This window comes from Streptomyces sp. 7R007 (assembly GCF_054850255.1).
The window spans coordinates 119698-142484 of sequence record NZ_JBTWMV010000015.1 but is presented as its reverse complement, the minus strand read 5'-3'; the positions used below and the strand labels follow the sequence as shown (position 1 = coordinate 142484).

The 22787-nt window shown below is 69.1% G+C and carries 28 protein-coding genes and 1 tRNA gene; 18 read left to right on the top strand and 11 right to left on the bottom strand.

Annotated features, from left to right (window positions below; all coding sequences use genetic code 11):
• Nucleotides 1-113 precede the first annotated feature (113 nt).
• The gene (locus ACYF6T_RS21410) at nt 114-614 is read right to left on the bottom strand and encodes an SSI family serine proteinase inhibitor (protein WP_461698391.1); all 501 of its coding nucleotides are present in this window, start codon (nt 612-614) and stop codon (nt 114-116) included.
• Nucleotides 615-788: 174 nt separating this feature from the next.
• Between ACYF6T_RS21410 and ACYF6T_RS21405 the strand changes: the two genes are divergently transcribed.
• Nucleotides 789-882: transfer RNA gene (locus ACYF6T_RS21405), tRNA-Ser, on the top strand.
• A gap of 60 nt (nt 883-942) precedes the next feature.
• Here ACYF6T_RS21405 and ACYF6T_RS21400 read toward each other — a convergent pair.
• Both ACYF6T_RS21400 and ACYF6T_RS21395 read right to left on the bottom strand, forming a co-directional pair.
• Nucleotides 943-2451, bottom strand: a complete 1509-nt coding sequence (locus ACYF6T_RS21400) for a tyrosine-type recombinase/integrase (protein ID WP_461698390.1) — start codon at nt 2449-2451, stop codon at nt 943-945.
• A complete protein-coding gene (locus tag ACYF6T_RS21395) occupies nt 2448-3245 on the bottom strand; it encodes a helix-turn-helix domain-containing protein (RefSeq protein ID WP_461698389.1) in 798 nt (265 codons plus the stop codon). The genes ACYF6T_RS21400 and ACYF6T_RS21395 overlap by 4 nt, the downstream gene beginning before the upstream one ends.
• A gap of 107 nt (nt 3246-3352) precedes the next feature.
• Here ACYF6T_RS21395 and ACYF6T_RS21390 point away from each other — a divergent pair, with 107 nt between their 5' ends.
• The 11 genes from ACYF6T_RS21390 to ACYF6T_RS21340 all read left to right on the top strand — a co-directional run bounded on the left by ACYF6T_RS21390 (nt 3353) and on the right by ACYF6T_RS21340 (nt 9085).
• Entirely contained in the window at nt 3353-3541 is a 189-nt protein-coding gene (locus ACYF6T_RS21390; protein ID WP_361517347.1) for a helix-turn-helix transcriptional regulator, read from the top strand.
• Nucleotides 3541-3891 carry a helix-turn-helix domain-containing protein gene (locus tag ACYF6T_RS21385; RefSeq protein ID WP_461698388.1) on the top strand — a complete coding sequence of 117 codons (351 nt, stop codon included), beginning with the start codon at nt 3541-3543 and terminating at the stop codon, nt 3889-3891. Before ACYF6T_RS21390 ends, ACYF6T_RS21385 begins: the two co-directional genes overlap by 1 nt.
• A gap of 142 nt (nt 3892-4033) precedes the next feature.
• Nucleotides 4034-4222: a hypothetical protein gene (locus ACYF6T_RS21380; protein ID WP_461698387.1), complete on the top strand. Its 189-nt coding sequence runs from the start codon at nt 4034-4036 to the stop codon at nt 4220-4222.
• Nucleotides 4223-4275: 53 nt separating this feature from the next.
• Complete coding sequence (locus ACYF6T_RS21375; RefSeq protein ID WP_461698386.1) at nt 4276-4500, top strand: hypothetical protein; 225 nt, start codon at nt 4276-4278, stop codon at nt 4498-4500.
• Nucleotides 4497-6689 carry a hypothetical protein gene (locus tag ACYF6T_RS21370; protein WP_461698385.1) on the top strand — a complete coding sequence of 731 codons (2193 nt, stop codon included), beginning with the start codon at nt 4497-4499 and terminating at the stop codon, nt 6687-6689. The genes ACYF6T_RS21375 and ACYF6T_RS21370 overlap by 4 nt, the downstream gene beginning before the upstream one ends.
• A gap of 253 nt (nt 6690-6942) precedes the next feature.
• Complete coding sequence (locus ACYF6T_RS21365) at nt 6943-7212, top strand: DUF6253 family protein (protein ID WP_461698384.1); 270 nt, start codon at nt 6943-6945, stop codon at nt 7210-7212.
• 170 nt (nt 7213-7382) lie between these two features.
• The gene (locus ACYF6T_RS21360; protein ID WP_461698383.1) at nt 7383-7796 is read left to right on the top strand and encodes a hypothetical protein; all 414 of its coding nucleotides are present in this window, start codon (nt 7383-7385) and stop codon (nt 7794-7796) included.
• Entirely contained in the window at nt 7793-8095 is a 303-nt protein-coding gene (locus ACYF6T_RS21355; RefSeq protein ID WP_461698382.1) for a hypothetical protein, read from the top strand. Before ACYF6T_RS21360 ends, ACYF6T_RS21355 begins: the two co-directional genes overlap by 4 nt.
• Complete coding sequence (locus ACYF6T_RS21350) at nt 8092-8322, top strand: hypothetical protein (protein WP_461698381.1); 231 nt, start codon at nt 8092-8094, stop codon at nt 8320-8322. Before ACYF6T_RS21355 ends, ACYF6T_RS21350 begins: the two co-directional genes overlap by 4 nt.
• 56 nt (nt 8323-8378) lie before the next feature.
• Nucleotides 8379-8864: a hypothetical protein gene (locus ACYF6T_RS21345; protein WP_461698380.1), complete on the top strand. Its 486-nt coding sequence runs from the start codon at nt 8379-8381 to the stop codon at nt 8862-8864.
• Nucleotides 8864-9085, top strand: a complete 222-nt coding sequence (locus tag ACYF6T_RS21340) for a hypothetical protein (protein ID WP_461698379.1) — start codon at nt 8864-8866, stop codon at nt 9083-9085. The genes ACYF6T_RS21345 and ACYF6T_RS21340 overlap by 1 nt, the downstream gene beginning before the upstream one ends.
• Before the next feature lie 70 nt (nt 9086-9155).
• Here ACYF6T_RS21340 and ACYF6T_RS21335 read toward each other — a convergent pair whose 3' ends face one another.
• Together ACYF6T_RS21335 and ACYF6T_RS21330 are read right to left on the bottom strand one after the other, a co-directional pair.
• Complete coding sequence (locus tag ACYF6T_RS21335) at nt 9156-9593, bottom strand: hypothetical protein (protein WP_461698378.1); 438 nt, start codon at nt 9591-9593, stop codon at nt 9156-9158.
• Complete coding sequence (locus ACYF6T_RS21330; protein WP_461698461.1) at nt 9580-10056, bottom strand: helix-turn-helix domain-containing protein; 477 nt, start codon at nt 10054-10056, stop codon at nt 9580-9582. Before ACYF6T_RS21330 ends, ACYF6T_RS21335 begins: the two co-directional genes overlap by 14 nt.
• Nucleotides 10057-10421: 365 nt before the next feature.
• Between ACYF6T_RS21330 and ACYF6T_RS21325 the strand changes: the two genes are divergently transcribed.
• From ACYF6T_RS21325 to ACYF6T_RS21310, 4 genes are all read left to right on the top strand, one after another.
• Entirely contained in the window at nt 10422-10646 is a 225-nt protein-coding gene (locus ACYF6T_RS21325) for a helix-turn-helix transcriptional regulator (RefSeq protein ID WP_461698377.1), read from the top strand.
• A gap of 71 nt (nt 10647-10717) precedes the next feature.
• The gene (locus tag ACYF6T_RS21320) at nt 10718-15301 is read left to right on the top strand and encodes a hypothetical protein (RefSeq protein WP_461698376.1); all 4584 of its coding nucleotides are present in this window, start codon (nt 10718-10720) and stop codon (nt 15299-15301) included.
• On the top strand, nt 15301-15597 hold the full coding sequence (locus tag ACYF6T_RS21315; protein ID WP_461698375.1) for a hypothetical protein: 297 nt from the start codon (nt 15301-15303) through the stop codon (nt 15595-15597). The genes ACYF6T_RS21320 and ACYF6T_RS21315 overlap by 1 nt, the downstream gene beginning before the upstream one ends.
• Complete coding sequence (locus ACYF6T_RS21310; protein WP_461698374.1) at nt 15594-15902, top strand: hypothetical protein; 309 nt, start codon at nt 15594-15596, stop codon at nt 15900-15902. The genes ACYF6T_RS21315 and ACYF6T_RS21310 overlap by 4 nt, the downstream gene beginning before the upstream one ends.
• A gap of 18 nt (nt 15903-15920) precedes the next feature.
• On the opposite strand, the gene ACYF6T_RS21305 is transcribed toward ACYF6T_RS21310, so the two are convergent.
• From ACYF6T_RS21305 to ACYF6T_RS21290, 4 genes are all read right to left on the bottom strand, one after another.
• On the bottom strand, nt 15921-16904 hold the full coding sequence (locus ACYF6T_RS21305; RefSeq protein ID WP_461698373.1) for a BRO-N domain-containing protein: 984 nt from the start codon (nt 16902-16904) through the stop codon (nt 15921-15923).
• 326 nt (nt 16905-17230) lie between these two features.
• Entirely contained in the window at nt 17231-17620 is a 390-nt protein-coding gene (locus tag ACYF6T_RS21300; RefSeq protein WP_461698372.1) for a hypothetical protein, read from the bottom strand.
• Complete coding sequence (locus ACYF6T_RS21295) at nt 17617-18066, bottom strand: hypothetical protein (RefSeq protein ID WP_461698460.1); 450 nt, start codon at nt 18064-18066, stop codon at nt 17617-17619. The genes ACYF6T_RS21300 and ACYF6T_RS21295 overlap by 4 nt, the downstream gene beginning before the upstream one ends.
• A 14-nt stretch (nt 18067-18080) precedes the next feature.
• Nucleotides 18081-18299, bottom strand: coding sequence for a hypothetical protein (locus ACYF6T_RS21290; protein ID WP_461698371.1), 219 nt, complete (start codon nt 18297-18299; stop codon nt 18081-18083).
• 172 nt (nt 18300-18471) lie between these two features.
• Here ACYF6T_RS21290 and ACYF6T_RS21285 point away from each other — a divergent pair, with 172 nt between their 5' ends.
• Both ACYF6T_RS21285 and ACYF6T_RS21280 read left to right on the top strand, forming a co-directional pair.
• Nucleotides 18472-19221, top strand: a complete 750-nt coding sequence (locus ACYF6T_RS21285; protein ID WP_461698370.1) for a DUF6879 family protein — start codon at nt 18472-18474, stop codon at nt 19219-19221.
• Between the two features lie 10 nt (nt 19222-19231).
• Nucleotides 19232-20086, top strand: a complete 855-nt coding sequence (locus ACYF6T_RS21280; RefSeq protein WP_461698369.1) for a helix-turn-helix domain-containing protein — start codon at nt 19232-19234, stop codon at nt 20084-20086.
• Between the two features lie 116 nt (nt 20087-20202).
• Here the strand turns inward: ACYF6T_RS21280 and ACYF6T_RS21275 are convergent, their stop codons facing one another.
• Both ACYF6T_RS21275 and ACYF6T_RS21270 read right to left on the bottom strand, forming a co-directional pair.
• On the bottom strand, nt 20203-20373 hold the full coding sequence (locus ACYF6T_RS21275) for a hypothetical protein (RefSeq protein ID WP_461698368.1): 171 nt from the start codon (nt 20371-20373) through the stop codon (nt 20203-20205).
• 164 nt (nt 20374-20537) lie between these two features.
• Entirely contained in the window at nt 20538-22703 is a 2166-nt protein-coding gene (locus tag ACYF6T_RS21270; protein WP_461698367.1) for an FtsK/SpoIIIE domain-containing protein, read from the bottom strand.
• Nucleotides 22704-22787 lie beyond the last annotated feature (84 nt).

Here is a 22787-nt window from a genome sequence, read left to right as displayed (position 1 = left end):
AGTGAAGCAGAACATGTGACCGCCTCCCATGGCCTGCGCCGGGCCTGCATAAGGGCTCCGTAAGTCCTGCCCGGGACATTTACGGCCCCGGTGCGCACGCCAGGAGAACGCTGCTACGACCGCCCGACGGGACGCAGATCCGGCAGCAGGGGAACCATCCGGTCCCAGCGGGCGATCTCGCATCCGTCCCGCCGGTCGTAGGTGGCGTTGACGGGCCGCCCGGCCCAGGTCCCGGTGACGTGCGCGGTGGCGGGGCCGCCGTACTGCATGGTGCACATGCTGCCCTCCGGCACGGGCGCGAACAGGTCCCGCCCCCACCGCGTCTGCCGGTCGAGTCCCTGACAGGCGCCGGCGACGTCGGGATGACTCCCGCCCCCCGGATGACAGAACACCTCGTACGTCCCGTCCCTCCCGCCCCCGGCGTCCCGCACCCGGACGAGGAGGTGGTCGCCGTGATCCCTGCCGACGCCGCCGGCCCGGTCCTCGTCCCGGGCGGGCGGGGGTGCGGCGACGGCGTGCGGGGCGAGGGGGACGAGAACGGACACGGCGGCGCTGACGGCGACGACGGCCATCCGGCCGGGCCGGCGTCCGGAGGGGGAGACGACGTGTGACATGCCCTGACTAACGCGGGGGCCGCCCGGACGTTGCGCCGGCCCCCGCCGCCGCGGCCGACAAGGGCTTTGCCCTGCGCCCTTGTCGCCTAGTACCGTGGAGGCCGATTGGTGACAGGGCGCTCGCCTGTGTCATCATCTGCACGCACCACTCGCGCTCGCGCGGGCGGCTGTGCTGGAGGCGTCGCCTAGTCCGGTCTATGGCGCCGCACTGCTAATGCGGTTTGGGCCTTAAAGCCCATCGAGGGTTCAAATCCCTCCGCCTCCGCCACCTGACCAGGGAGTTCGGCTCAAGAGAGCTGGGCTCCCTGAGTCGCGTTCAGGGGCGGTTTCAGCCCCCAGATGGCACCGTGATGGCACCAACCGCTGAAAGGCGATTCTGGCGGGGAATGAACGCCGCGATCCGGCGCGTAGCGTCGGCCGCCATCTCCTCCGCGACGACCGCGTACACGTCCTTCGTGAAGGACACCGACGCGTGGCCGAGCACCTCCGACACGAACTTGTCGTCCACGCCGGCCGCGAGCAGCATCGTGGCCGCACCGTGACGCAGATCATGGAAGCGGATCGGGGGCAGCGGCAGCAGGAGGGCCACCTCGACGGCCGCCTCGGTCGTCCGGTACTTGCGGGCGATCCGCTCGACTGGCCACTTCTCGGCCGCCCTCGCGCGGATGTTGCCGTGCCGCTCAATCAGGATGTTGAAGCGGCTGGAGAGGTACTCAGGCTTCAACTCCCTGCCGTCCTCGTAGCAGTAGACGCGCCCCGAGTCCTCGTACAGCTCACCCCACCGGAGACGTTCCTCCAGCTTCCGCTTGTGCCACGCCCGGTGAACGCGCACCGTCTCCGGGTCGAGGGGTACCTGACGCCAGCCAGCCTCGCTCTTGGTGTCGTCCAGCTCGTCATCCGACTGCGACTGGAGGATGTGCAGCCGGGCCCGGTCAAGGCTCAGGTGCTGCTCCTCGGCGGCGACCAACTCGCCGCGGCGCGGGCCGTAGTACGAGGTGAGGTGGAGCGCTGGATACAGCCGCTCCTCGGCGGCGTCGGCGAAGTCGAGGAAGTTGCCTGTCTGCGCGGCCGTCCACACCATCACCTTCGCCGGGACGACGTTGGTCTTCAGCCACTGCTCGACGCGCTCGTCGGTCCACAGCAGCGGCTTGATGCGGCCCTTCTTCTTCTTGCCGCCCTTCGACCGCCACACCCCGTCCGCCGGGTTGTCCGGCCGGATCTTGGACAGCTTCACCGCGTCGGTCAGTGCGCCGTGCAGGACTGCGTGCACCCGTCGGATGCGGGACTCGGAGATCGGCCGGGTGTGCAGCCGCTTGCCGTGCCGGACGGCCCGCACTTCCTTCAGCCGGCGCAGCATCTCCGTGCGGTCGCCCTGCTCCTCGGGCCGGTTGATCTTTCGCATGGCTGCGTACAGCTCACGGAAGTGCTCGTCGGTGAGGTCGACGACCTTGATGTGTCCGAGTCCCGGCTGTCCGTAGAGGTCGATGGCCTCGCGCTCGGCCTCCAGCGTCGACTTCGCCAGGCCCTCGCCAGTCTCCGCCTCGGACACGCGCCAGGCGTAACGGCGTTCGAGGTAGGCGCCGAACGTTGTGTTCCGCTCGTCGTGTGCTTTCGGGCTGGCCGCGGTGCCGAGCACCTTCGCCAGCTCCTTCTTGCACTCCGTCTCGGTGGTGTACGGACCGATGCGCGGCTGGCGGCGCTTCCCCTCCCCGGACTTCGGGGCTTCGTAGCGGGCGTACCAGCCACCGTGCCCCTTCTTGCTGAGGTGCGGGCATTTCTTGCCCAGGAGCCGTTTCGTTTCCGGGTCCCTGCACGAACAGGCTTTGTACGGCTTCACTCGTTATCCCCCTCCTTGTGATCTGGTGACTCTTCCGCCTTGGGTTCCGTCGTCTCAGGGGACAGCGGTTCCATAGGAATGGAGGCGACCTGGAACTCGGGTGCGCTGGGCGACGGCAAATCGGCCAGGAACGAGGTCGCCGGAGTGAGTGCCGGCGGCGTCAGACCCCTGTCGGTCATCTCGCGGCGGAGCATGCGCATCTCATCCTCGATCGCATGCAGCCGGTCGGCAGCGAGCCGCAGCATGTGATCGTCGACGGCGCCGGGGTCCGGCTCGGTGCGGTACCGGTGCAGGGCCTCAGACCGTGTTGCCGAGATGGTGGCCAGTCGGTCGCGCTGGGTCCACCACTCATCAGTCAGCCGATCGTGCCTCCGGAACAGCTCCACAATCTCGTTGTCCTGGCGCTTGGCCTCGTTGTCGTAGGGCGATTGCGGAATCATCTCCGTCTCACCCGTGAACCACCGCACCGCAGACCAGGTGTCGACAACCTCGTCGGGGAAGACCTCGGTGTTCTCCTGGCGCCCGATGGGGAACAGCAGCTCGACGGGCGGAATCTGTAGGGCGCGAGCAAGAACGATCACCTCCCCGACGGTGATGGTCTGCCGCGTCCCCTTCTCCAGCTTGGCGATGACCGTCCGGTCCATGGGAAGGCCGAGGGCGGCGCAGCGGTCGGCCAGGGCCTGCGCCGTGAGTTTGCGCCCCTGGACGTCCCTGGCTTGCAGCCGGTAGTGCGCGATCCCTTGGCCGACCTGCCTGGCGATCTGCGCCGCCCACTCATTCGCGGAAAGTGCCATGACGGCACATTAATCCGTCACGGCGCGACTTGACCACCCACAACGCGACACCCATACTGAGCCTCAGCGATCGACCATGACGGACGATCGGAAGGGGTTTGTCGACCGTGACAGCACAATTTCTGACCAGGGCCCAGACCGCGGAGCTCGTGGGCGTCAGCGTGCGGACCCTGGAGCGGTGGGCGCGCGCAGGCATCGGCCCCACCCCTCGCAAGCACGGGCCCAGGCTCGTGCGCTACGACCGGGATGAGGCGTTGGCCTATCTCCAGATCGGCGAGCGACGGGAGTCGGCCTGATGGCGGCATGGACCCGCGAGGCGATCGAGGCCCTCGGCCCGACAACTGACGTCCCTACGGTGGCATCGATCTTCGGCGTCAACCGGGACACCGTGTACGCGCAGATTCGGCGCGGCGAGTGGACGGCGACCCGCACCCTCACTCTCGGCCGGAAGATCAAGATTCCGACGCGGGACCTGATCAACCTGCTGTACCCGGCGGAGTCCGCGGCCGCTTCCTCGCACGACGAGGGCGAGCAGCAATGTGCATCGACCCCGCATATCTCCAGCTCAGACGCCTTGCCATCGCATACCCAATGCGGTTGCAGGGTTGGGGAATCGGCGGTCATCCGCCCTCTCCGGGGGGCATGAAACGACCCCTCGCGTATGCGCCGGTGTTAGCCGCACCGACGACCGCGAGGGGCCTCGACGCAGAAACCGTTCAACGACGAACCCCGGGTCATCGCTCGCCAGCAATCCCGGGGTCACGTCCACACAGAAGGGCACCACGCCTGTGGACAGCTTCGCATATCAGTCCCAGCGGAAGAAGCGCGGCGGCCCGCACCACGGCCACCGCCCCCGCAGCGCCCGTATGCGGCGCGGCTCGCGGAAGTCCGGCGCACAACTGCGCGCTCTCAACGTCCCGGCCCGCAACGGCGTCCGCGCCGAGCTGCGCGCGGCCCGTCTGCCGAGGGCCGTGTGACCGGCCGTCCCGCCCTCGGAACCCTGGCTGCCACCGCGGCCGGGGACTCCGACATGCACGAGCGCGAGCAGCTGCTCGCGCAGTACCGCCGCGAACGCGCACGGCGGGTGCTTGTCCTCGACAGCATCCATGCACATCTCGACGAGCAGCCCTCCCCGCGCGCCGTCCGCGCCTGCGCCCGCCACTGGATCGCAGACCTGCTCGCCCTCGCCGAGACGGTCGCAAAGAGCAAGGCCGAGGACACCATCAACACCGACACCTTCGGCGGTGGGGCATGACGACCGTCGCCTACACCGCTATCGCCAGGCTCCGTGACGATCTCCGCGACCTCGGCGAGTCGATCTGCATGGACCGCGGCGACAGCTTCCGCGTCCGCGGGCTGTGCCATGGCGGCGACTCGCCTGACACCGTGTCCGTGCGCCGCCTGGACGACAAGGTCGACATCCACTGCCACAAGTGCGGCGGAGACGACGACTTCCTGATCGCGATCGGGTGGACTGTGGCAGATCTGTATGACGAGCCTCGCGAGCGCGGCCAAAGGGGGCCCACCGCACCGCCTCGACCCCGGCCGCAACCTTCGCCGCCGAAGACTCCCAGAGTCCGAACCAAGGCGAAAAGGCCCCTTCGTGGCGAAGCTGCCAGCTACCCGTACTGCGATGAGACCGGTGCGCTCCTGTTCGAGGTCGTACGGATCGAGATCCCTGGCCAGAAGAAGACCTTCCAGCAGATCAGTGGGGACGGCTACTTCGGCACGTCCGGTATCCGCCGCGTCCTGTACCGGCTGCCCGATGTCGTCCAGGCCGCGCAGGCTGGCGGGATCGTCGCCATCACCGAGGGGGAGAAGGACACCGAGACCCTCGCATCCATGGGCGTCACGGCTACCACCATGCCCGGCGGCGTCGGCATGGGGTGGAGCGACGACTACACCCAGTCGCTGAAGGGCGCGGGTGAAGTCATTGTGATCGCCGACAACGACGATGCCGGGTTGACGCACGCCGAGACCGTCGCGGCTTCCCTTGATCGTCACGGGATCGGGTACCGCGTTCTCGTCTCCGACCGGGCGAAAGACTTCACCGACCATGTAGCGGCCGGCGGCACCCTTGAGGACCTAGTGCCGGTGGACGCCCCTGCAAGGTGCGCGGACGAGCAGGCGGAGATCCCGCCGACCCAGCTACCCCTGGAGTTCTGGAACTCTCGCGAGTCTCTGGCCGGCATCAGGCGCCTGGCTCACTCGAAGCTACTGCCCGCGGACACGGCACTCGGCGCGATCATGGCCCGCGTATCGGGTGCCATCCCTCACCGATTCACCGCAGAGAGCCCTATGGGCCGCGCCTCCCTGAACCTTCCGGTCGCAATGGTCGGCGGCCCGTCTGCCGGGAAGAGTCAGTCCGCCAGGGCCGCGCGGGAGGCATTCCCCACGCCGGACCGGTTGATGGACCGCGACGCCCTCCCGATCGGCTCCGGCGAAGGTCTCACCGAGATCTTCATGGGCACAGTCGAAGAACCCACCGGCGAAATCCACCAGAAGGGCCCCCACAAGGGCGACCCCGTCATGGTCGCGATCCGCAGGCAGATCCACCACAACGCGTTCGTCTACGTCGACGAGGGAAAGTCCATCGGCGACATTGAGGAACGCGGCGGTTCCACCCTTGGCGAGACGATCCGGCGGGCCGCCATGGGCGAGGCGTTGGGGCAGACGAACGCGACGCAGGAGCGGAAGCGATACGTGGCGCCCATGTCGTACGCCATGGGTGTCCTCGTCGGCCTCCAGCCGTCCATCGCCTCAACCCTGCTGAAGGACGCTGGCACGGGCACGCCGCAGCGCTTCCTGTGGATGTGGGCCCGAGACGTAACGATCCCGGACGAGGTGGTCAAACACCCCGGCACGATCACTCTCCCCGGCCTTGACGACTCTCACGACGACGCTGGCCCGGTCGTGTTCCGGGTGCCGGATGCGGTGGCGGCAGAGATGCGGCAGAAGCGACTGCGCGCGGTTCGTACGGGCGGCATCGACGATGACGAACTGAACGGCCACGAGCCGGTCATGAAGATGAAGTTCGCGGCCCTGCTCGCGATCCTCGACGGCCGGTTTCACATGACGATGGATGACTGGCGTCTCGCCGGGATGCTGTGGGCAACGTCGTGCGCTGTCCGGGACGATCTGGTCGGTTTGGCGGAGCGGGAAGCTGCCGCCGCTCGCAGGGCCGCGGCAGACGCGGAGATCGAGCTTGCTACCCGCAAGGACGAGGCCTTGGACGCGGCCGCGATGAAGCGGGAGGCCCGCCTGAAGAAGGTTCTCGACCATCTTGCGAGTGCTGGCGGTCGGATGAGCCGGACCGACTTGGTTCAGAGGTTCCACTCTCGGTACCGCGGCGAACTCCCGAGCGTGATCGAACGAGGCGTCGCGAAGGGCGTATTGCGCACCGCCGAAGAAGACGGTGACTGGTGGGTCTATGCAGTCGCCTAGGCCTCTGCTGGGGGGTCCAGGACACCTAGGACACCTGTCCTGGACCCCCTGTGTGGCTTCAAAACTGCACCTCTCTCTATATGTACGAACTAAGAGAAAAGGGACATCAAGTCTCTTTCGCGTGACGCGCGAGAGGGGGTCCAGGACAGGTGTCCTTTCCTGTCCTGCGCAGGTCAGCGGATGTCCTGGGTGTCCTGGCCGCGAGAAGTGTCCTCAGAGATAACCCACACCACAGCCTGAACGGGAGTCCCCCATGGCAGACCTCATTCCCGCCGGCGACTACGTCGCCGTCTTTACCGGGCTCGACCCGGATGGCCAAACCACCTACCACCAACGCCCACTGATTGCGTGGACCGTCGGCGAGGACGGCCAGCTCCTCGGCCAGTACGTCAACGGGCAGGGCAGGACCGCCGTCGCGAGCAACGTCCCCAACTTCCATCGGTACATGACGGAGGAGGAGTGGCCGGCCTTCAGCGTCCGCCACTACCGCATCGCGCAGACGGACGGGTCGGAGGCGTCATGACTACAGCGTTCATGGGTTCGGCGGAGGACGGGCCTTCCATGGGTCCGCGTTGCTCCGCTCACCGGTCGGATGGCGGCCCGTGCGGGAATCGTCCGATGCGTGGACAGTCCGTGTGCCGTAAGCACGGTGGTGCGGCGCCTCAGGCTCGTGCGGCTGCGGAGCGGCGGACGTTGGAGGTGGAGGCGCGCGCGTTGCTGGCTGAGTTGGATGTTGAACCGGCTGGTGATCCGCTGGCGGGTCTGTTGAAGCTGGCGGGTCAGGTGTTGGCGTGGCAGGAGTCGACGGCGGCTCTGGTGAACGCTCTGGATTCGCCGCGGTATCGGGGGGCGAACGGGACGGAGCAGCTGCGGGCCGAGGTCGTCCTGTACGAGAGGGCGATGGACCGGGCTGCGAACGTGCTCGGCGCTATTGCGCGGCTGAACATCGAGGAGCGGCTGGCCCGGGTCACCGAGCAGCAGGCGGAGGCGGTGATCGGCGCGATCGAGGCTGGTCTCGCGGCGGCTGGCGTCCCGAGTGACCGGATGGTCGACGCTCGCCGTGCTGTGGCCCGGCACCTGCGCCTCGTGGAGGGGGTGGGCGCGTGAGAGGGTTCCTCGGGCGGGCGGCTGACTGGTTGGAGTTCGGCCGGCTGGAGAGCGAAGGGCCGGTGTGCGCCCATCACGGTCCGGCGTGCGCCATGGGCACGGAGCCGCTGTTTGAGCTGTATCGGCTGGTGATTGAGGCGAAGCGGCGGGTGGGCGTGGACGTGCCTCCGCTGGATGAGCACCGGGCCGCGACGCTGGCGGAGCGGGCCCAGTATCAGCGGGAGTTCGATATGGCGCTCGCCGAGGCCAAGGCGCGGAACGCGGCCATTGAAGCGGAGTTGGGGCGTGAGCGGCCGTGACCGAACCGACCTCGCACGTTGAGCAGCAGGTACAGGCCCGTATCGAGGCCGCCCGCAGGAAGGCCGCGGAGGACAAGCGGCGGCGCGAGGAACTCGCTGCGGCCCGCACCAAGGGTCTTGGCTACCGGCATGCCCGGAAGTTGCGGGCGCTCGTGGAGCGGGGATTTGAGGTGGCCCCGCTCTTCGACTCAAACAGCAATGCGACGCCGGCGGCCTCCGGCTGCTGATGCCCAAGACGTTCTTTCGGGATCCCGAAAGAACCATCGTCACCAAGGAGAAACCCATGTCCATCGACTTCAACGGCGTGATCGTGTCGGCGTGCGTGCCCGGAGACCGTACGCACGAGTTCCGCCTTCCGCGTGACCGTTCGCGCGTTCCGGCCAAGACGCTGGAGGTGCTGAACGCCATGGAGGCGGCGGCGGAGAAGGAGCGTCAGGCCAAGACGCCGGCGGCCCGGCGGGACGCGGCCGAGGCGCTGCGGGGTGCGGTGCACGACGTGTACGACCGGGCGTCGTCGACGACCCGGGCGGACCGTGAGACGCACCTTGAGGGCTACGCCTACGGAGCGGCGAAGCTGGCCCGTGCGCTCGGCGAGGCCGAGGCGGCGCTGCAGCTGATGGCCGACCATGCCCAGCAGTTCGACAACCCGGTGGGCGTCGGGTTCCCGGCCGATCGGCGGCGATCGAAGGCCGTGATGCAGCTGCAGCTGATCGCCGAGACGCTGAAGGGTGTGGCGAGCCCGCTGGCCCTGGACGGCGGGGAGGGCTGATGGAGCGCAAGACCCGCACCAGGAAGGCCACGTCGGCCGAGCGGCATGCGGCCCGCGCGTTGGGGCAGCCCGATCCGGAGGAGATCGAGGTGAACACGACGCCGACGGCGGAGCTTCACGCTGCCCGGCTGACGGAGCCGAAGCAGTCGGCGAAGCCCGCGGGGATGGCGACGGCCGAGTGGTACGGCCGCAGCTCGCAGGACGGAGACGACGCGGCCTGATATTCAGCCCCCCGCAGAATTGCGCCCGGTCACCGCGATGGTGGCCGGGCGCAGTCGCGTCCGGCAGTCTTCAGCCGCCCTGGCGCAGACGGATGTACGGCGCGGCCAGGCGCAGGATGTTGTTGGCGGCGATCCTCAGCCGCTCAAGGTCCTCGGGGCTGGCGGCCCGCGGGTCGATGTTCGCCAGCGGCTCGGCCTGGTCGATGATGCGGTTGAGTAGCTGCCGCAGTTCGAGCGCCTCTGAGTCTCGCCAGTCTTCATCCTCGCGCTGTGTGCGCCTGCCCTCGCGCAGCCGGTCGATCTCGCGCTGCTGGTCGACGATCAGCTGCATGTTGCCGGCCGCGTTGAGCAGGCTGGTACGCAGGCAGCGTTCGGAGCAGTAGACGGTCTCGTCGTCGGTGGACAGGTTGGCGCCTGGCGCCTTGACGGTCCCCTGCTCGTGTACGCGCAGCCATCCGCGGCGGCATCTTTGGCCGCACCGTCGGCACTTCCGTTCAACGCTGGGCATCCGGCACCTTTCGTTGGTCCTGCCGGGCAAGGGTAGGAGGTGGCACTGACAACGGGGGTTGGGCGACGGCGGCACGGCTGACGGATGACGCCCACCACTGGCCCCGCTCTGCAGTCGGCACGCCGTCGGTGTTGAGCCCGCGGGCGATGGCCGCCCAACTGCGGCCGGCGGCCCGCTCGGCGGTGATCCGTTCCCGGACGGCGAGCGGTGGCGGTGTGCCCCGCCGGTTGACGTGGCGTACACCGCGGCGCGTCCTCAGCTGTGCCGTGTCGACCGCGGACGCCAAGAGGACAGCGGAGCGCCATGCGTCCAGCGAGAGCGCCGTACAAAGCCTCTCGGCGACTTCCTCGGAGGGCGGGCGGCGCTCCCGTTCGAGGCAGCCCACGGTGTGGGCGGATGCGCCGATGGCGTGGGCGAGAGCGTCGCGGGAGAGGCCTGCGTCGAGGCGGGCTGTGTGGAGCATGGCGCCGAGTCCGGACGGCAGGACAGCCCAGCGCGGCGAAGGGGTGGATGCCATGCCGCACACGATCGCGGCGATATCGATTCGAAGGCAAGAGTCAATCTCTGTCTTCGAATCGTAGGTCGTCTGGAGTATGGTTCCAGTTGGACGACCGAGAACACCGCAGCCGTAGTCCACGACCGTGATGGTCGCCCCGGACGGATGTCCACGGACGAGGTGCTGCGGAGCCAGGCGACGGCCAGCGGGTGATGGGACCGCGCGGCCAGCAGACCGTGATGGGAACGCCAGGGCAGGACGGGCGGGTCACTCGGGCCCGCGCGCGGTTCGTCTGTTCCCGCCAGCCCTCACGCCCGCCAGGGGTCCCCACGATGCGTTCCTTCTCCGGTCCCCGCCTGCGCGCCGAACGCGCCCGCCGTGGCCTGTCTGCCGCACAACTCGCCGCCCGTGTCGGGAAGTCCGAGTGGTCCGTGTACCGCTGGGAGCAGGGCCGCGTGCAGCCGCCCATCCCGGTCGCAGACGCCGTCGCCGACGCGCTCGGCGTCAGCCTCGATGCGCTACTCGCCGATGACCGGCCGAAGGCGGTGGCTGTCTGATGGCTGGCTCATTTCGCATCGCGGAGGGTTACGTCGAGGTCACGGCCGACGAGTCGAACTACGACCGTGCCATGGACCGCCTGAAGAGCAGGCGGAACACGGTCAGGGTCGGGCTCGACCTCGACGACCGCGACGCCACCGCGAAGCTGGACCGGTTCCTGCGCGAGCGTACCCTCGGCGTCCGCCTCAACCTCGACGAAACAGCCCTGGCCCGGCTGCGGCTGAAGGACGTTGAGGTCTCCATCGTCCCCAAGATCAGCGAAGCCGCGTACCGGATCGCGATGGCGAAGCTGGACCGGCTGACCGCGGACCGGGTCGTGAACATCCGCGCGAGCGTCGACACCCGCGTAGCAGCGAACGAGATCAGCAACCTGATCCGGCGGCGGCAGGTCCGCATCGACGCCGACGTCGATACCCGGGTGGGGGCCGCAAGCCTGGCCAACCTCACCCGACGCCGCTCGGTAACCATCCAGGCCGACGCAGACACCACGGCCGCGGCGGCCCGCCTCGCTCTCCTCACCCGCGACCGCACCATGCACATCCGCGCCAACCTGTCGGGCTTCGCCGGCAGCGGAGGCGGAGGCGGTGACGGCATCGTCGGATGGTTCACCAACCTGATCAAGCTCGGTGCGAAGTGGGCCGCCATCGCCGGCTCGGCCCTCCCCACGACCGTGTCCCTCGCCCAGTCCATCGCCGCCATGGGCCCGGCCGCCGCTGTCGCCGTACCCGCGGTACTCAGCCTCGGCGCCGCATTCGCCGCCATCAAACTCGGCACCTCCGGCATCGGTAACGCCTTCAAGGCCGCGTTCGCGCCCGCCGTGTCGTCGGGCAACGCAGCCACCTCCGCCACCCGCCGTGTCGAGGACGCGCAGCGCTCCCTCGCCAAGGCCCAGCAGAGCGTGAAGGACGCCGAGGAGAGGGCCGCCGAGGCGCGCGTACAGGCCGCCCGGCAGATCGAGGACGCGCAGCGGTCGCTGAAGAGCACGGTGCAGGACGTTGCGGACTCCAACCGGCGCGCGGCGGAGGAAGTCGAACAGGCGGAACGCGACCTCGCCGACGCCCAGCGCGATGCACGACAGGCGCAACTCGACCTCAACGACGCCCGCAAGCAGGCAGCAGAGGACCTGCAGGACCTCAACAACCGGCTCGCCGACGCACAACTCGACCAGCGGCAGGCCGTGCTGGACCTGCAGGACGCGCAGCAAAACCTCGACGCGGTGAAAGCGAAGGGGTCGGCTGCCTCGCAGGAGGAGATCGACAAGGCGCAACTCCAGTACGACAAGGCCAAGCAGAACCTTCAGGAACAGCAGACAGAGACGGAGCGTCTCCAGCAGCAGACCACCGACGCCAACAAGGCGGGCGTCGAAGGATCGAAGACCGTCATCGACGCCAAGCAGAAGATCAGCGACGCGAACGAGCAGGTCGCCGACAAAACACGCGCGCTGAAGGACGCCGAGACCGAGCAGGCCCGCACCGCTCAGGACGGCGCCCAGAGGGTTGCCGACGCCCAGCGGGCCGTCGCCGACGCGCAGGCCGCCGCAGCGAAAGCAGCCCGGGACGGGGCACGGGACATCGCCGACGCGCAGCAGGGCGTAGCCGACGCCGCCCGGGCCCTGACCGACGCGCAGACAGCGGGCGCCGCGGCCACCAGCAAGACCGCCGACGCGCTCGCCAAGCTCGCTCCCAACGCCCGTGAGTTCGTGAACGCGGTCATCGCTCAGGCAGCCGCCTGGCGGGCCTTGAAGCTCGACGTCCAAAACACGCTGTTCCAGGGCCTCGGGCAGAAGTTCACGACCATGAGCACGGCCATCCTGCCGTCGCTCAGGGCCGGCCTGACTGGCACGGCCGGAGTGCTCAACACCATGGCCAAGAACGCGGCGGACGCGGTCACCAACCTCGGCCGCACAGGTCTGCTGCGGCAGATGTTCGACGGGCTCAACGCCGGCCTGCAGCCGCTGGCCCGGATCCCCGGCCAGTTCATCACTGGCCTCACGCAGTTGTCCATCGCCGCATCGCCCGCGTTCACGCGACTGACCACCGCGGCGGCCGGGGCAGCGGACAGCATCTCGCAGAAGCTCTCCGACGCCTTCACCTCGGGGGCCTTGCAGGACGCCATCGATGGCGCGCTGGACATCGCCAAGCAGTTCGGCCACCTGATCGGCGATATCGCGGGCACGATCGGCAACATCTTCAAGGCCGCGGGCGCGGCGGGCGGTGACGCCCTCGGCATGCTCGGCTCGGTCTTCTCCGAGCTGCGCCGCATCACTGCCATGCCCGGCGTGCAGCAGGCACTGACCTCGATCTTCCAAGCGCTGTCGGAGATCGGGAAGCTGATTGCGGGTGCGGTCGGCCAGGCGATTCAGGCGGTGCTGCCGCTGCTGGCGCAATTGGCGCCGTTCGTCACCCAGCTCGCCGAGCGGCTCGGCCCGGTGGTCGGTCAGCTCTTGGACGGCCTCGGCAAGGCGCTGGGCCCGATCATCACCGCGCTGATGCCGGTCCTGGCCGACGTCGGGGACCTGCTCATCAACCTGGTCCAGGCGGTCATGCCGCTACTGAAGCCGATCGGTGACCTGCTCGGCGCGATCGTCACGGCCCTCTCGCCGTTCATCAAGCTCTTCGCCGACAACCTGAAGGTCCTGGTCACGGCGCTGGTGCAGTTCCTCACGCCAGTGATCACAGCGCTCGTGCCGGTGGTGCAGCAGTTCGCCGGCCTGTTCGCGCAGATCGCGCCGATGTTCGCGCAGTTGTATCCGGCACTGCTGCCGCTGATCCCCCCGCTGGCACAACTGGCCACGGCACTGCTCGACCTGGCCCTACAGGTGATCACCCCGCTGATGCCGCTCATCGTCGGCCTCGCGGGCATCCTCACCACCGTCCTGACCGGGGCAATCAACATCCTCGTCCCGGCGGTTACGACGGTGATCGGGTGGTTGACGACGTTCACGGATGCCGTGACGAAGGTCGTGCATTGGATCGTCGACGGGTTCCAGTGGCTGTACGACACGCTCGTGGGACATTCGATCATCCCCGACCTGGTCAAGGCGATCATCTCGTGGTTCACGCAGTTGTGGACGAAGACGAAAGAGATCTTCAACTCGCTGAAGACGTGGGTCGTCGACACCTGGAACAAGCTGTGGAATGCGGCCCGCTCGAAGTGGGACGGCTTCTGGTCCGGATTGTGGAAGGCGCTCACCGGCGCGAAGACATCGGTCGTGAACTGGGTGTCCGGGCTGAAGACGTCGTTCACCAACACGTGGTCGTCGCTATGGAGCGCCGCCACGTCGAAACTGTCGTCCGGCCTGTCGACCCTCCGCAGCAAGCTGGGCGAGTTCAAGACGTGGATGCTGAACGCGGTCAAGGCCCTGCGTGACGGCACCGGCACCCTGTTCTCCGGCATCACCAGCAAGATGGCCACCCCCGTGAAATGGGTCATCTCCCACGTCTACAACCAGGGCCTGCGGAAGATGTGGAACACCATCGCAGGCAAGATCTCCTCGAAGATCACCCTTCCGGCGATCTCCCTCGGCTTCAACAAGGGCGGCGTCGTACCCGGCTCCGGCAACAGCGACACCGTGCCCGCCATGCTCACCCCCGGCGAACGTATCCTGTCCAAGCAGCAGGTCGCCCGCCTCGGCGGCCACCGCGGCATCGATGCCATGCTCGGCCGCGACCACCCCACGAAGACCGGCGGGAACCCCTCACGGCAGGAAGAACGCCGCCGCTACCAAGGCGCGACACAGCACTTCGCGTCGGGCGGCATCGTCGGCACCGTCACCTCCGCGATCGGCAACGCCGTCGGTGGAGTCGCCGACTGGGCGAAAGACCTCGTCATCGGCGGACTGAAGACGGCCGCGCAGAAGGCCCTGTCCGCGCTGGTGCGGCCCCTCATCGACCAGATCCCTGGCGGCGGCGTGGGCGGCCTCCTCAAGGGCATGGCGAACAAGGCCGTCGACGGGATGCTCGCCTGGTTCGGCAACGAGGACAAGAAGGCCGTCGGTGGCCCGGCAGTGCAGAAGGCGCTGGCGTGGGCGAAGACGCAAGCCGGACTGCCCTACCAGTGGGCGGGCAACGGCAACCCGAGCTGGGACTGCTCCGGGTTCATGAGCGCGATCGAGTCGGTGATCCGCGGGGAGAAGCCGCACCGCCGGTGGGCAACTGGTTCATTCGTCGGGAACTCGGGCCCGTCCGGGTGGGTACGCAACCTCAACTCCCCCTTCATGATCGGCATCACCAATGCCGGGGTGGGCCACACCGCGGGCACGATCGCCGGGGTGAACGTCGAATCGCGCGGCGGTGCCGGCGTCGTCGTCGGCAAGGGTGCCCGCGGCTACAACGACCCGCTGTTCACCAGCCGGTGGGGCTTCGCGCCGGCCGCAAAGTACGACTCCGGGGGACTGCTGGCGGACGGCGCCACGATGGTGGTCAAGCAGACCAGGAAGCCCGAGCGCGTGCTGTCGCCGGAGCAGACCGCGACGTTCGATCGCCTGATGCAGCAGGGCGGCGGTAGCTCCGGCTCGGTGACCATCGAGCACTTCGAGGTCAACGTCACCGGGAACATGGACCTGACCAACCCGCAGGCCATGAAGCGCCTGGCCAACGCCCTGCCGGGCTACATGAACGAAGCCCTGCGGAAGTGGAACAGGGAGCGTGCCTGATGAGTGCCACACCCGTCCTGCGCTGGCCGATGCCCGGCCCGTTCGTCGACCACACCTCGGGCTGCGTCATCGAGTGCCCCACCTGCCGGGAGACGGAGCGCCTGGTCGTTGCGATGGACCTCGGCGACCACAGCGGCGAACCGTCGTACATCACGTGCCCGGGCGGTCACACGTGGCCCGAGGCGGGGCTGCCGCGGCGTCTTGCGGCGCTGCTGCTGGCGGAGGTCTTCGAGGCCGAGCCGGGGCTACTCGCCGACCTTGAGGCCCTGCAGCGCGTGCACGGGAGCAGCCTGTGAACGTCATCGCCGAACTGGTCATGCCGCCCCTGTACAAGGGCGGCGTACCGATCGTGTGTCCGGTCTGCGCGCAGCATGAGGACTTGACGTTGGTCATCGACACTCAGGACTTCAGCGACGCTCCGTCGGTCTTGAAGTGCGATGACATGCACCAGTGGTCGGAGCCGCGCGTGCCTCGCCGTATCGGCGCTGAACTGGCGGCCATCAAGGAACGCGACCAGCCGGAGATGATCCGCTGGCCCGACGGACACCCGACCCCTCCGGTACCGCCGCGGCGGTTCAGGCGTCGACGTCGGCGAGGGTAAGACCGGCTCCCCGCGCGGTCAGGGGTCCGCACCAGTGCGGACCCTTTGTCGGGGACAGGTCGGGACTGACGCGTACCTTCTTCGCGGCGCCGCGGAAAAGGCAGGCCAGCGGGGATGGACCGCCACCATGGCGGTGAGTCTCCCCGTCCGGTTGCGACCGTCACGGTGACGGTCGCAAGGCCGAGCGGGATGAGAACACGTGCCGCAGGGACATGACCGTCTCTGAGCGGCTCGCCATCGCAGCTCGGATTGAGGAGATGAAGCGGCCTGAGGCGGCCGCCCGGCTCGCTGAAGGCCAGATTGCAGGCGGCCACGCCCGACACGGACAGCTCTCCTCCAGGGCTGGAGGAGAGCAGAGCACCTCGTCCAAACGGGATCGGAAGCAGGAGACCGCAGCGCTGGCCAGCCCAGCGCCTTCGCCGCCTGCCGCACCAGCAGGTCACCCTCCTGCGCCGCCAACAGCATGTCGTGGACCAGAGCCTTCGGCTCCAACTCCTTGATCCGGGCATCCGCCTCCACGAGCTGCTCCGCCGTCTGCTTGAACTGCTCCGCCAACGCCAGCACACCCTGCGGCGTCGTCAGATCCGGAAGCGCCGGCGCGGGCGCACCGAACGAGCCGGTGCGGCGGATCGAAGGGATGACCTCCTCGGCGAGCCAGTCCTGGAACCGCTCGGCGGACGGGAGGTTGCTACGCATGATCAGGCGGTAGACGCCGAACTCGGAGACGATCGCGCGATTGGGGTTGCCCCGGTTTCCGTCGGGGATGGCGACGGTATTCCGCATCCGCTCGGGAAGGCTGGCGAGCGCGTCGCGCCCGTTGGCGTAGCCGAGGACTGCGGTCACGTCCGTCGTCGCGGGGGCGTCGCGGGGGCGTCCTCCCTGCTCAGAGGGGTTTTTCTGGGATCGCAGAAAAACCTCGTCCACGTCGAGTCCCTGGTTGCGTGCGCTGGCGACTGCCCGATTCAGTGCGGGTGTGAGGTTGCTCCAGCGGGCGTAGCCCATGAGTTCTTGCAGGTCGCGGGCAGACCAGCCGGAGACGACTGCGGCCCGCCACCAGGAGGGCGGGCCGAGGGGCGGCCGGAGCACGGGCCGCTGTGAGGGTTGCCAGAAGTGTACGGCGCCGGGACCCGGCGTGGTGTTGCTCGTCGCGGTCGGCGCGCTTCCCAACGGTCGACCGCGACGAGCGTCCTTGGGCCCGCCCGTCCACTGTTGCATGGGGTGCTGTGGACGGGCGGGCGTTTCATGCAGTGGCCCACCCCTGCGGGGGAGCAAGGGCGGGCCACCCGTCCCGCGTCCGGCCAGGGTCTGGGACTGCCGGCCGCGGGGGTCTACGGGAGCGCGATGCGGTCGTTGCCCGCGAGCGAGACGATGGCGCGTTGCAGGATCAGCAGATGCCTCTCGTCGAGGTCTTCCACGGCGGTCAGCGGGGTGTGGCCGATGCCGACCATGGACAGCACCAGGCCGAGGAAGGCACGCTGCTGGTCGTCCAGGGCCAGGGTGTATTGGCGCCCCATCAGTCCCTCGAAGCGGGCCACCATGCGGCCGTCGCGTTTCGTGACGAGGGCGGCGCGGATTCCCGGGTGGGTGAGGAGGGTGCCCTCGTCGGCGAGGGCCTGCGCGGCGGCGCGTCCGCGGTTGCTGGTGGCGGACTGCACGAGGAGTTCGCCGAGGTCTGGCTCGTCGACGTCGGCCGGTGCTCTGGGTGGGGTGGTCGTCATGGGGTCTCCGTACGGTGTCGGCGCCCGCCGGGGCCGAACGCGGCGGCGAGCACAGCAGGATCAGTGAGGTGGCCCGACCCGTCGGGGCGGCTCAGCCAGAACCGGCCGTCGATCTGCCAGCCCGTCGGCGGGCAGCGCAGTACCCAGTCCGCGGGCCGGACGGTGAGCTGGCGGACGTCGGCGAGTTCCTCGGCGGCGGCGGGCGGTACGAGCCACCACGCCTTGTCGTCTGGTGCGTCGGCGACGACCGGGCCGCGCTTGCGAGCTGGGATGCGGTCGAGGGCGTACACCGTGGTGACGAGGCGGGCCTCGACCGCAAGCCAGTCCCGGCCGGTGACGATCGGGGCAAGGAGCTCGGAGTCCCACGCCGCGTGGGCGAGGTCCGGGTGCGCGGAGCAGTCGGCGAGCCACGCGTCCCCGGCCTCGAAGAGCGCGGCGAACCGCATCGGCGGGTGCAGGCTCACGAGGCCGTCTCCTGTCGAAGCGCATGCGCGAGCCGCAGCGCGACGTCCGGGCGGACGCGGCCGAGTTCCACCAGGCGCAGTCGCGGGGTGGACTGCGGATCGACGCCGAGGGACGGCAGGACGATGCCGACTCGGTCGAGAGCCGCCCGGAGGGACTCCGCCGCCGTGAACGGGTCGACGTTGGATGCGTCGTGCATCTCGGGTGCCGAGGTCATGAACGGGACCGTACGGAGGGCGTGTTGACACCTGCGAGGCCGTGGTCTCGAATGTTCTCGTTGGCTGCTGGAATGTTCTCGGATGGTCGCAAACAGGGGTGAGCAGGTGGTAGATCGGCCTGGTCGCTGCGGTGATGCTGATGGGGACCAGTCCCACACCGAGGGAGGCACCGTGGCACGACGGCTCATCTTCAACGGCACGGACAGCAAGAACGGCGGCTGCCCAGCGCTCCACACCGACGTCGACTCCGGCGAGGTCATCGTCCAGGGGCGGCCGCTCACCGACCCCGACGACCTCGCCCGCCTCAAGCACTTCGGCCCCGGCGACACGGCCGTGGTCGTGCCGGCCGAACTCCTCGTCAACCACGGCCCCAAGGAGCTGCACCGCGTGCCGAAGATCATCGACTTGGACGAGTTCGGCCGGCTCTTCCACACCTTCGAGCACACCGCCTGGAGGCTGGAGACCCGCCGCGGCTACGCCTCCGACCGCGAGGACCCCACCTACGCGGAGTTCGTCGAGACTGGCAGCATCACCCTCGACTACGACGACGACTGGTCACGGAACATCCGCGCGCAGACCCTCGCCGGGAAGACGATCGGCCGCGTCCGCATCGTCGACGAGCCGCCGACCGAAGGACAGCTGTTCCTCCTCGCCGACTCGCCCCGCAACACCGCGGCTGGCGAGGACATCCGCTGCCTGCCCCGCAGTGAAGCGGACGCGCGGCTGCTGCCTGCGGAAGACTTCTGGATCTTCGACAGTCGGATGGTCGCCCGCCTCAACTTCGACGACCAGGACGTGTTCCACGACGTCGAGATCATCACCGACCCGGCCGAAGTGCTGCGGTACTGCCAGCTCCGCGACGTCGCCATGCACGACGCCATCCCCTGCGGCGAGTTCGCCGCTGGCCTGCGCACGTCCTGACAAGCCGCCGGTGAGCACGGACTACCAGCAGGCCCGGGAAGCCCTCGGAGCGCGCTTGCGTGACCTTCGGCTGACCGGGCCCGCCGGACGGCTCACCGGCCCCCAGCTCGCCGCACGCCTCGGCTGGCCCCACTCAAAGATCTACAAGCTGGAGAACGGCCGCCAGACCGCCACCTCCGACGACCTACGGGCATGGGCCGCAGCCGTCGGCCAGCCCGACGTCTTCGCCGAACTGAACGCCCGCCTCAAGGGCTTCGAGTCCCACATCCGATCCTGGCGCCGCCAGCTCGCCGCCGGCCACCGCCCGGTACAGGACGTGTGGAACCTGGAAGTCGACCGCTCCCGCACCATCTACGCGTGGGAAGAGTCCGTCATCCCCGGCATGCTCCAGACCGCCGACTACGCCCGCGCCGTGTTCGTGCGGTACGCCGACCTGTACGGCTCCGTGCGGGACACCGAAGAGGCCGTCCGTACCCGCATCCTGCGCCAGCAGTGGCTGCACCAGGGCGGCCGCATCTTCCACGCCCTGGTGTGGGAGGCGGCTCTCCATGCTCTGATCTGCGCGCCCTCGGTCCTGGCCGCGCAGCTTGACCGCCTCGCGGGCCTGGTCGGGATGGACACAGTGGAGTTGGGCATCATCCCGCTCGGCGCTTCGCTGAAGATCCCGACGGCGAACGGGTTCTGGGTCCTGGACGACCGGCTCGTCATCGCCGAGGACTGGCATGCGGAGATCTGGCTCGACGACGCCGACAGCGTAGCCACCTACCAGCGGGTGTGGAACACGCTCAGGGAATCGGCGGTGTACGGCGCCGACGCACAGAACGTGATCAGCCGGGTGCAGCGGACGGTGCGCCCGCGGCCCTGACGGGCATCGCGGCCGGGCATGCAAGAGGCCCCCGTCCTCGACGTCCGAGGCGGGGGCCTTTGTCGTTGCTGTCCTACTCGAACACGATGCGCGAGACACCGTCGATCTCAACGGTTTCACCAGTCCGGCGGTAGCGCTCGGTCTTCCCAGTGCCTGCGTTCGGTGCCGCCGGAGCGGCTCAGCTTGCCGCGTTGGACGAGCTTGCGGACGGCGGGCAGGCCGATGCCGAGGGCTTTGGCGGTCTGGTGGGCGGTGAGGGGGCCGGGCCGGATCATCTGCGACTCCATGGCCCCATCATGTGTCAGGGAGGGAGGCACGAGGGGCGTGGCGGAAGCGCCTGTTTCCCGTTTCCCTCAGCAGGTTCCTCCCTGCCCTCCCTCGCCTCCCTGAGCGCACTATCCGCAGGTCAACACAGGGAGGCAGGGCAGGGAGGCAGTCAGGGAGAACTCCCTCAGTTCTCGTCGCCTCCCTGATCGTCGGAGTCGTCGTTGGCGGCTTCGAGACGCGCCAGGATGGCGTCCTCGACACGGTCCCGGGCGACCACCATGACACCGTCGCTCTTGTACGACTCGGCACCCCAGGGCTCCAACTGGGCCTTCAGGTCGGCGAACGTCCAGTCGGCGTAGACGGCGTCGTTGCGCGTGCGCAGCCGGTGCAGCACCTCCTGCGTGCGTACCCGGGCCTCTTGGCCCAGGACGGCGCAGATGTCGGTGAGGTAGTCGACGGGCCGCTCGACGTTGAGCTTCTGCACGGTGGTGACGCCGTGCCTGCGCTCCTTGGCCCGGTCTGTGAGGGTCACGGCGTCCGTGCCGGAGATGAAGTAGGTGCGCACGGTCACGGACACCTGGCCGGGCTCCATCTTCACGCCGCCGGCGACGACCAGGGTTCCGCGGTCGATGTCGCGGCGCAGCTTGTGCGGGGCGGCGCCGGCCTCGACCGGGGCCTCGCCGAGCGCCATCTTCGCCTGCGACTCCGTGCCCAGGACGAGCGAGCCGCGGATGTGGTTGCCCTCGCGGGACCGCTTGGGCAGGTTTTCGTCCGTCGGGTCCTGCGTGCCCTCCCAGATGGTGACGTTCACGGCACGGCCCTGGTCGTGGATCTTCTTGACGGCCTGGAAGTAGCGGCTGGTCGCCTTGCTGCCGCCATACGGGCGACCGTCAGGGCTCTTCGCCCCGCAGCCGTAGGCGACCTGGGCCTCGTCGACGATGAGCACGATCGGCCTAAAGCGCGGGTCGGAGCGCGCCATGTCGCGGGTGACGCCGTCGGTGGCGCCGGACTCTTCCAGCAGGGCGATGCGCTTTTGCATCTCCTCGACGCCCCACTCGACCATGTCGGTGGCCTGCGCGACGTGCTCGTCGGTGGGGCCCTGGATGAGGACCTGGGCCAGGCCGAGGAAGCCACGCCAGTCGCCGACGCCCTTGAGGTCGGCGATGTAGAAGTCGACGGTCTCGTCGAACATCAGCCACAGCGCCAGCGCGCGCAAGGCGGCGGTCTTGCCCTGGTTGGACAGGCCGGTGAGCAGGATGTGCCGTTGGAAGACGCTGACGTCGACCAGGTCGCCGCGCAGGTTCTGTCCCCACGGTGCAGAGCCCGTGTAGTAGTCGGCCTGCACGTCGTCGGTGAGCATCAGCGGCGAGACGCCGATGGGTTCGTCGAGGGCGCCGCTGTCGGCGATCCACAGGCGCACGGTGCGCGGCGCGGGCGGGATGGTGATGAATACCTCGTGCTCGTGCCGGTTGAGGTTCTCGGCGAGCTTGCGGCGCCGGTTTTGGATCTCTTCCGTGGACACCCCGGACGGCAGGGTGACGTCGACCTCGACACCGCACCCGGCGATACGGATGGGGGAAAGCATGGCGGCGCCGACGTCGCCCATGCCCTCGATCGCCTTGCGCAGGGCGGCGATGCCCAGGTCACGGAAGGCGGTGACCACGATGGAGGGGGTGATGGGGCCGCCCATGTCGCGGTCCTTGACGGGGAGCGCCCACTGGGGTGCGGTGTGCTGGTGTCGGCCGACGGCCCAGACGGCGGCGAGGCCGATCCACGGGGCGGCGAACAGCATGGGATCCCAGACGATGCCGCCGATGAACGCGCACCACCGGACCAGGTCGATGACGGTCGCGATGGGGGTGAGGACGTCGTGGACGTCGTGGTTGGCCCAGGCGAGGAGGATGCCGAGCATGAGCAGGACGCCCGTGCCGGTGGCGGTGGCGTAGCCGATGGCCTTGGGGGCGTAGATCATGGTGCGGATCATGTCCATGCGGCGGCGGTGCCGGGCGGCCCGGTAGGTCTGCGCGCGGGCTTCCCACTCCTTGACCTCGTCCATGAGGCCGGCGGCTTCGGCGGCGCGGATCATGCGCTCGTATCGGGACGCGGTGCGGCTGTCCCAGACGCGGCGTCCTACGACGCGGCTTCCGCCGGCGATGTAGGACGCGTGGCGGACGGCGACGCGGCTTGTCGTGCGGACGCGCTCGTCGGCGAGGGCGGCGCGGGCGAGGCGGAGGTAGCGGGCGCGGCGGCGGGCGGGACGACTGGAGGACGCGTCGTCGGTGGGCGCGTCCGTGGTGTCCTTGGCGGGTTCGGTGGCGTCGGGTGACGCCTTGACGAGGTCGACTGTCATGCTGGCTCTTCCTGCTCCTTGCTGGGTTGCGGGAGGCCCGGGGCGGCCGGTCGCTTGGCCGTGGACGGCCGCCCCGGGGCGTGG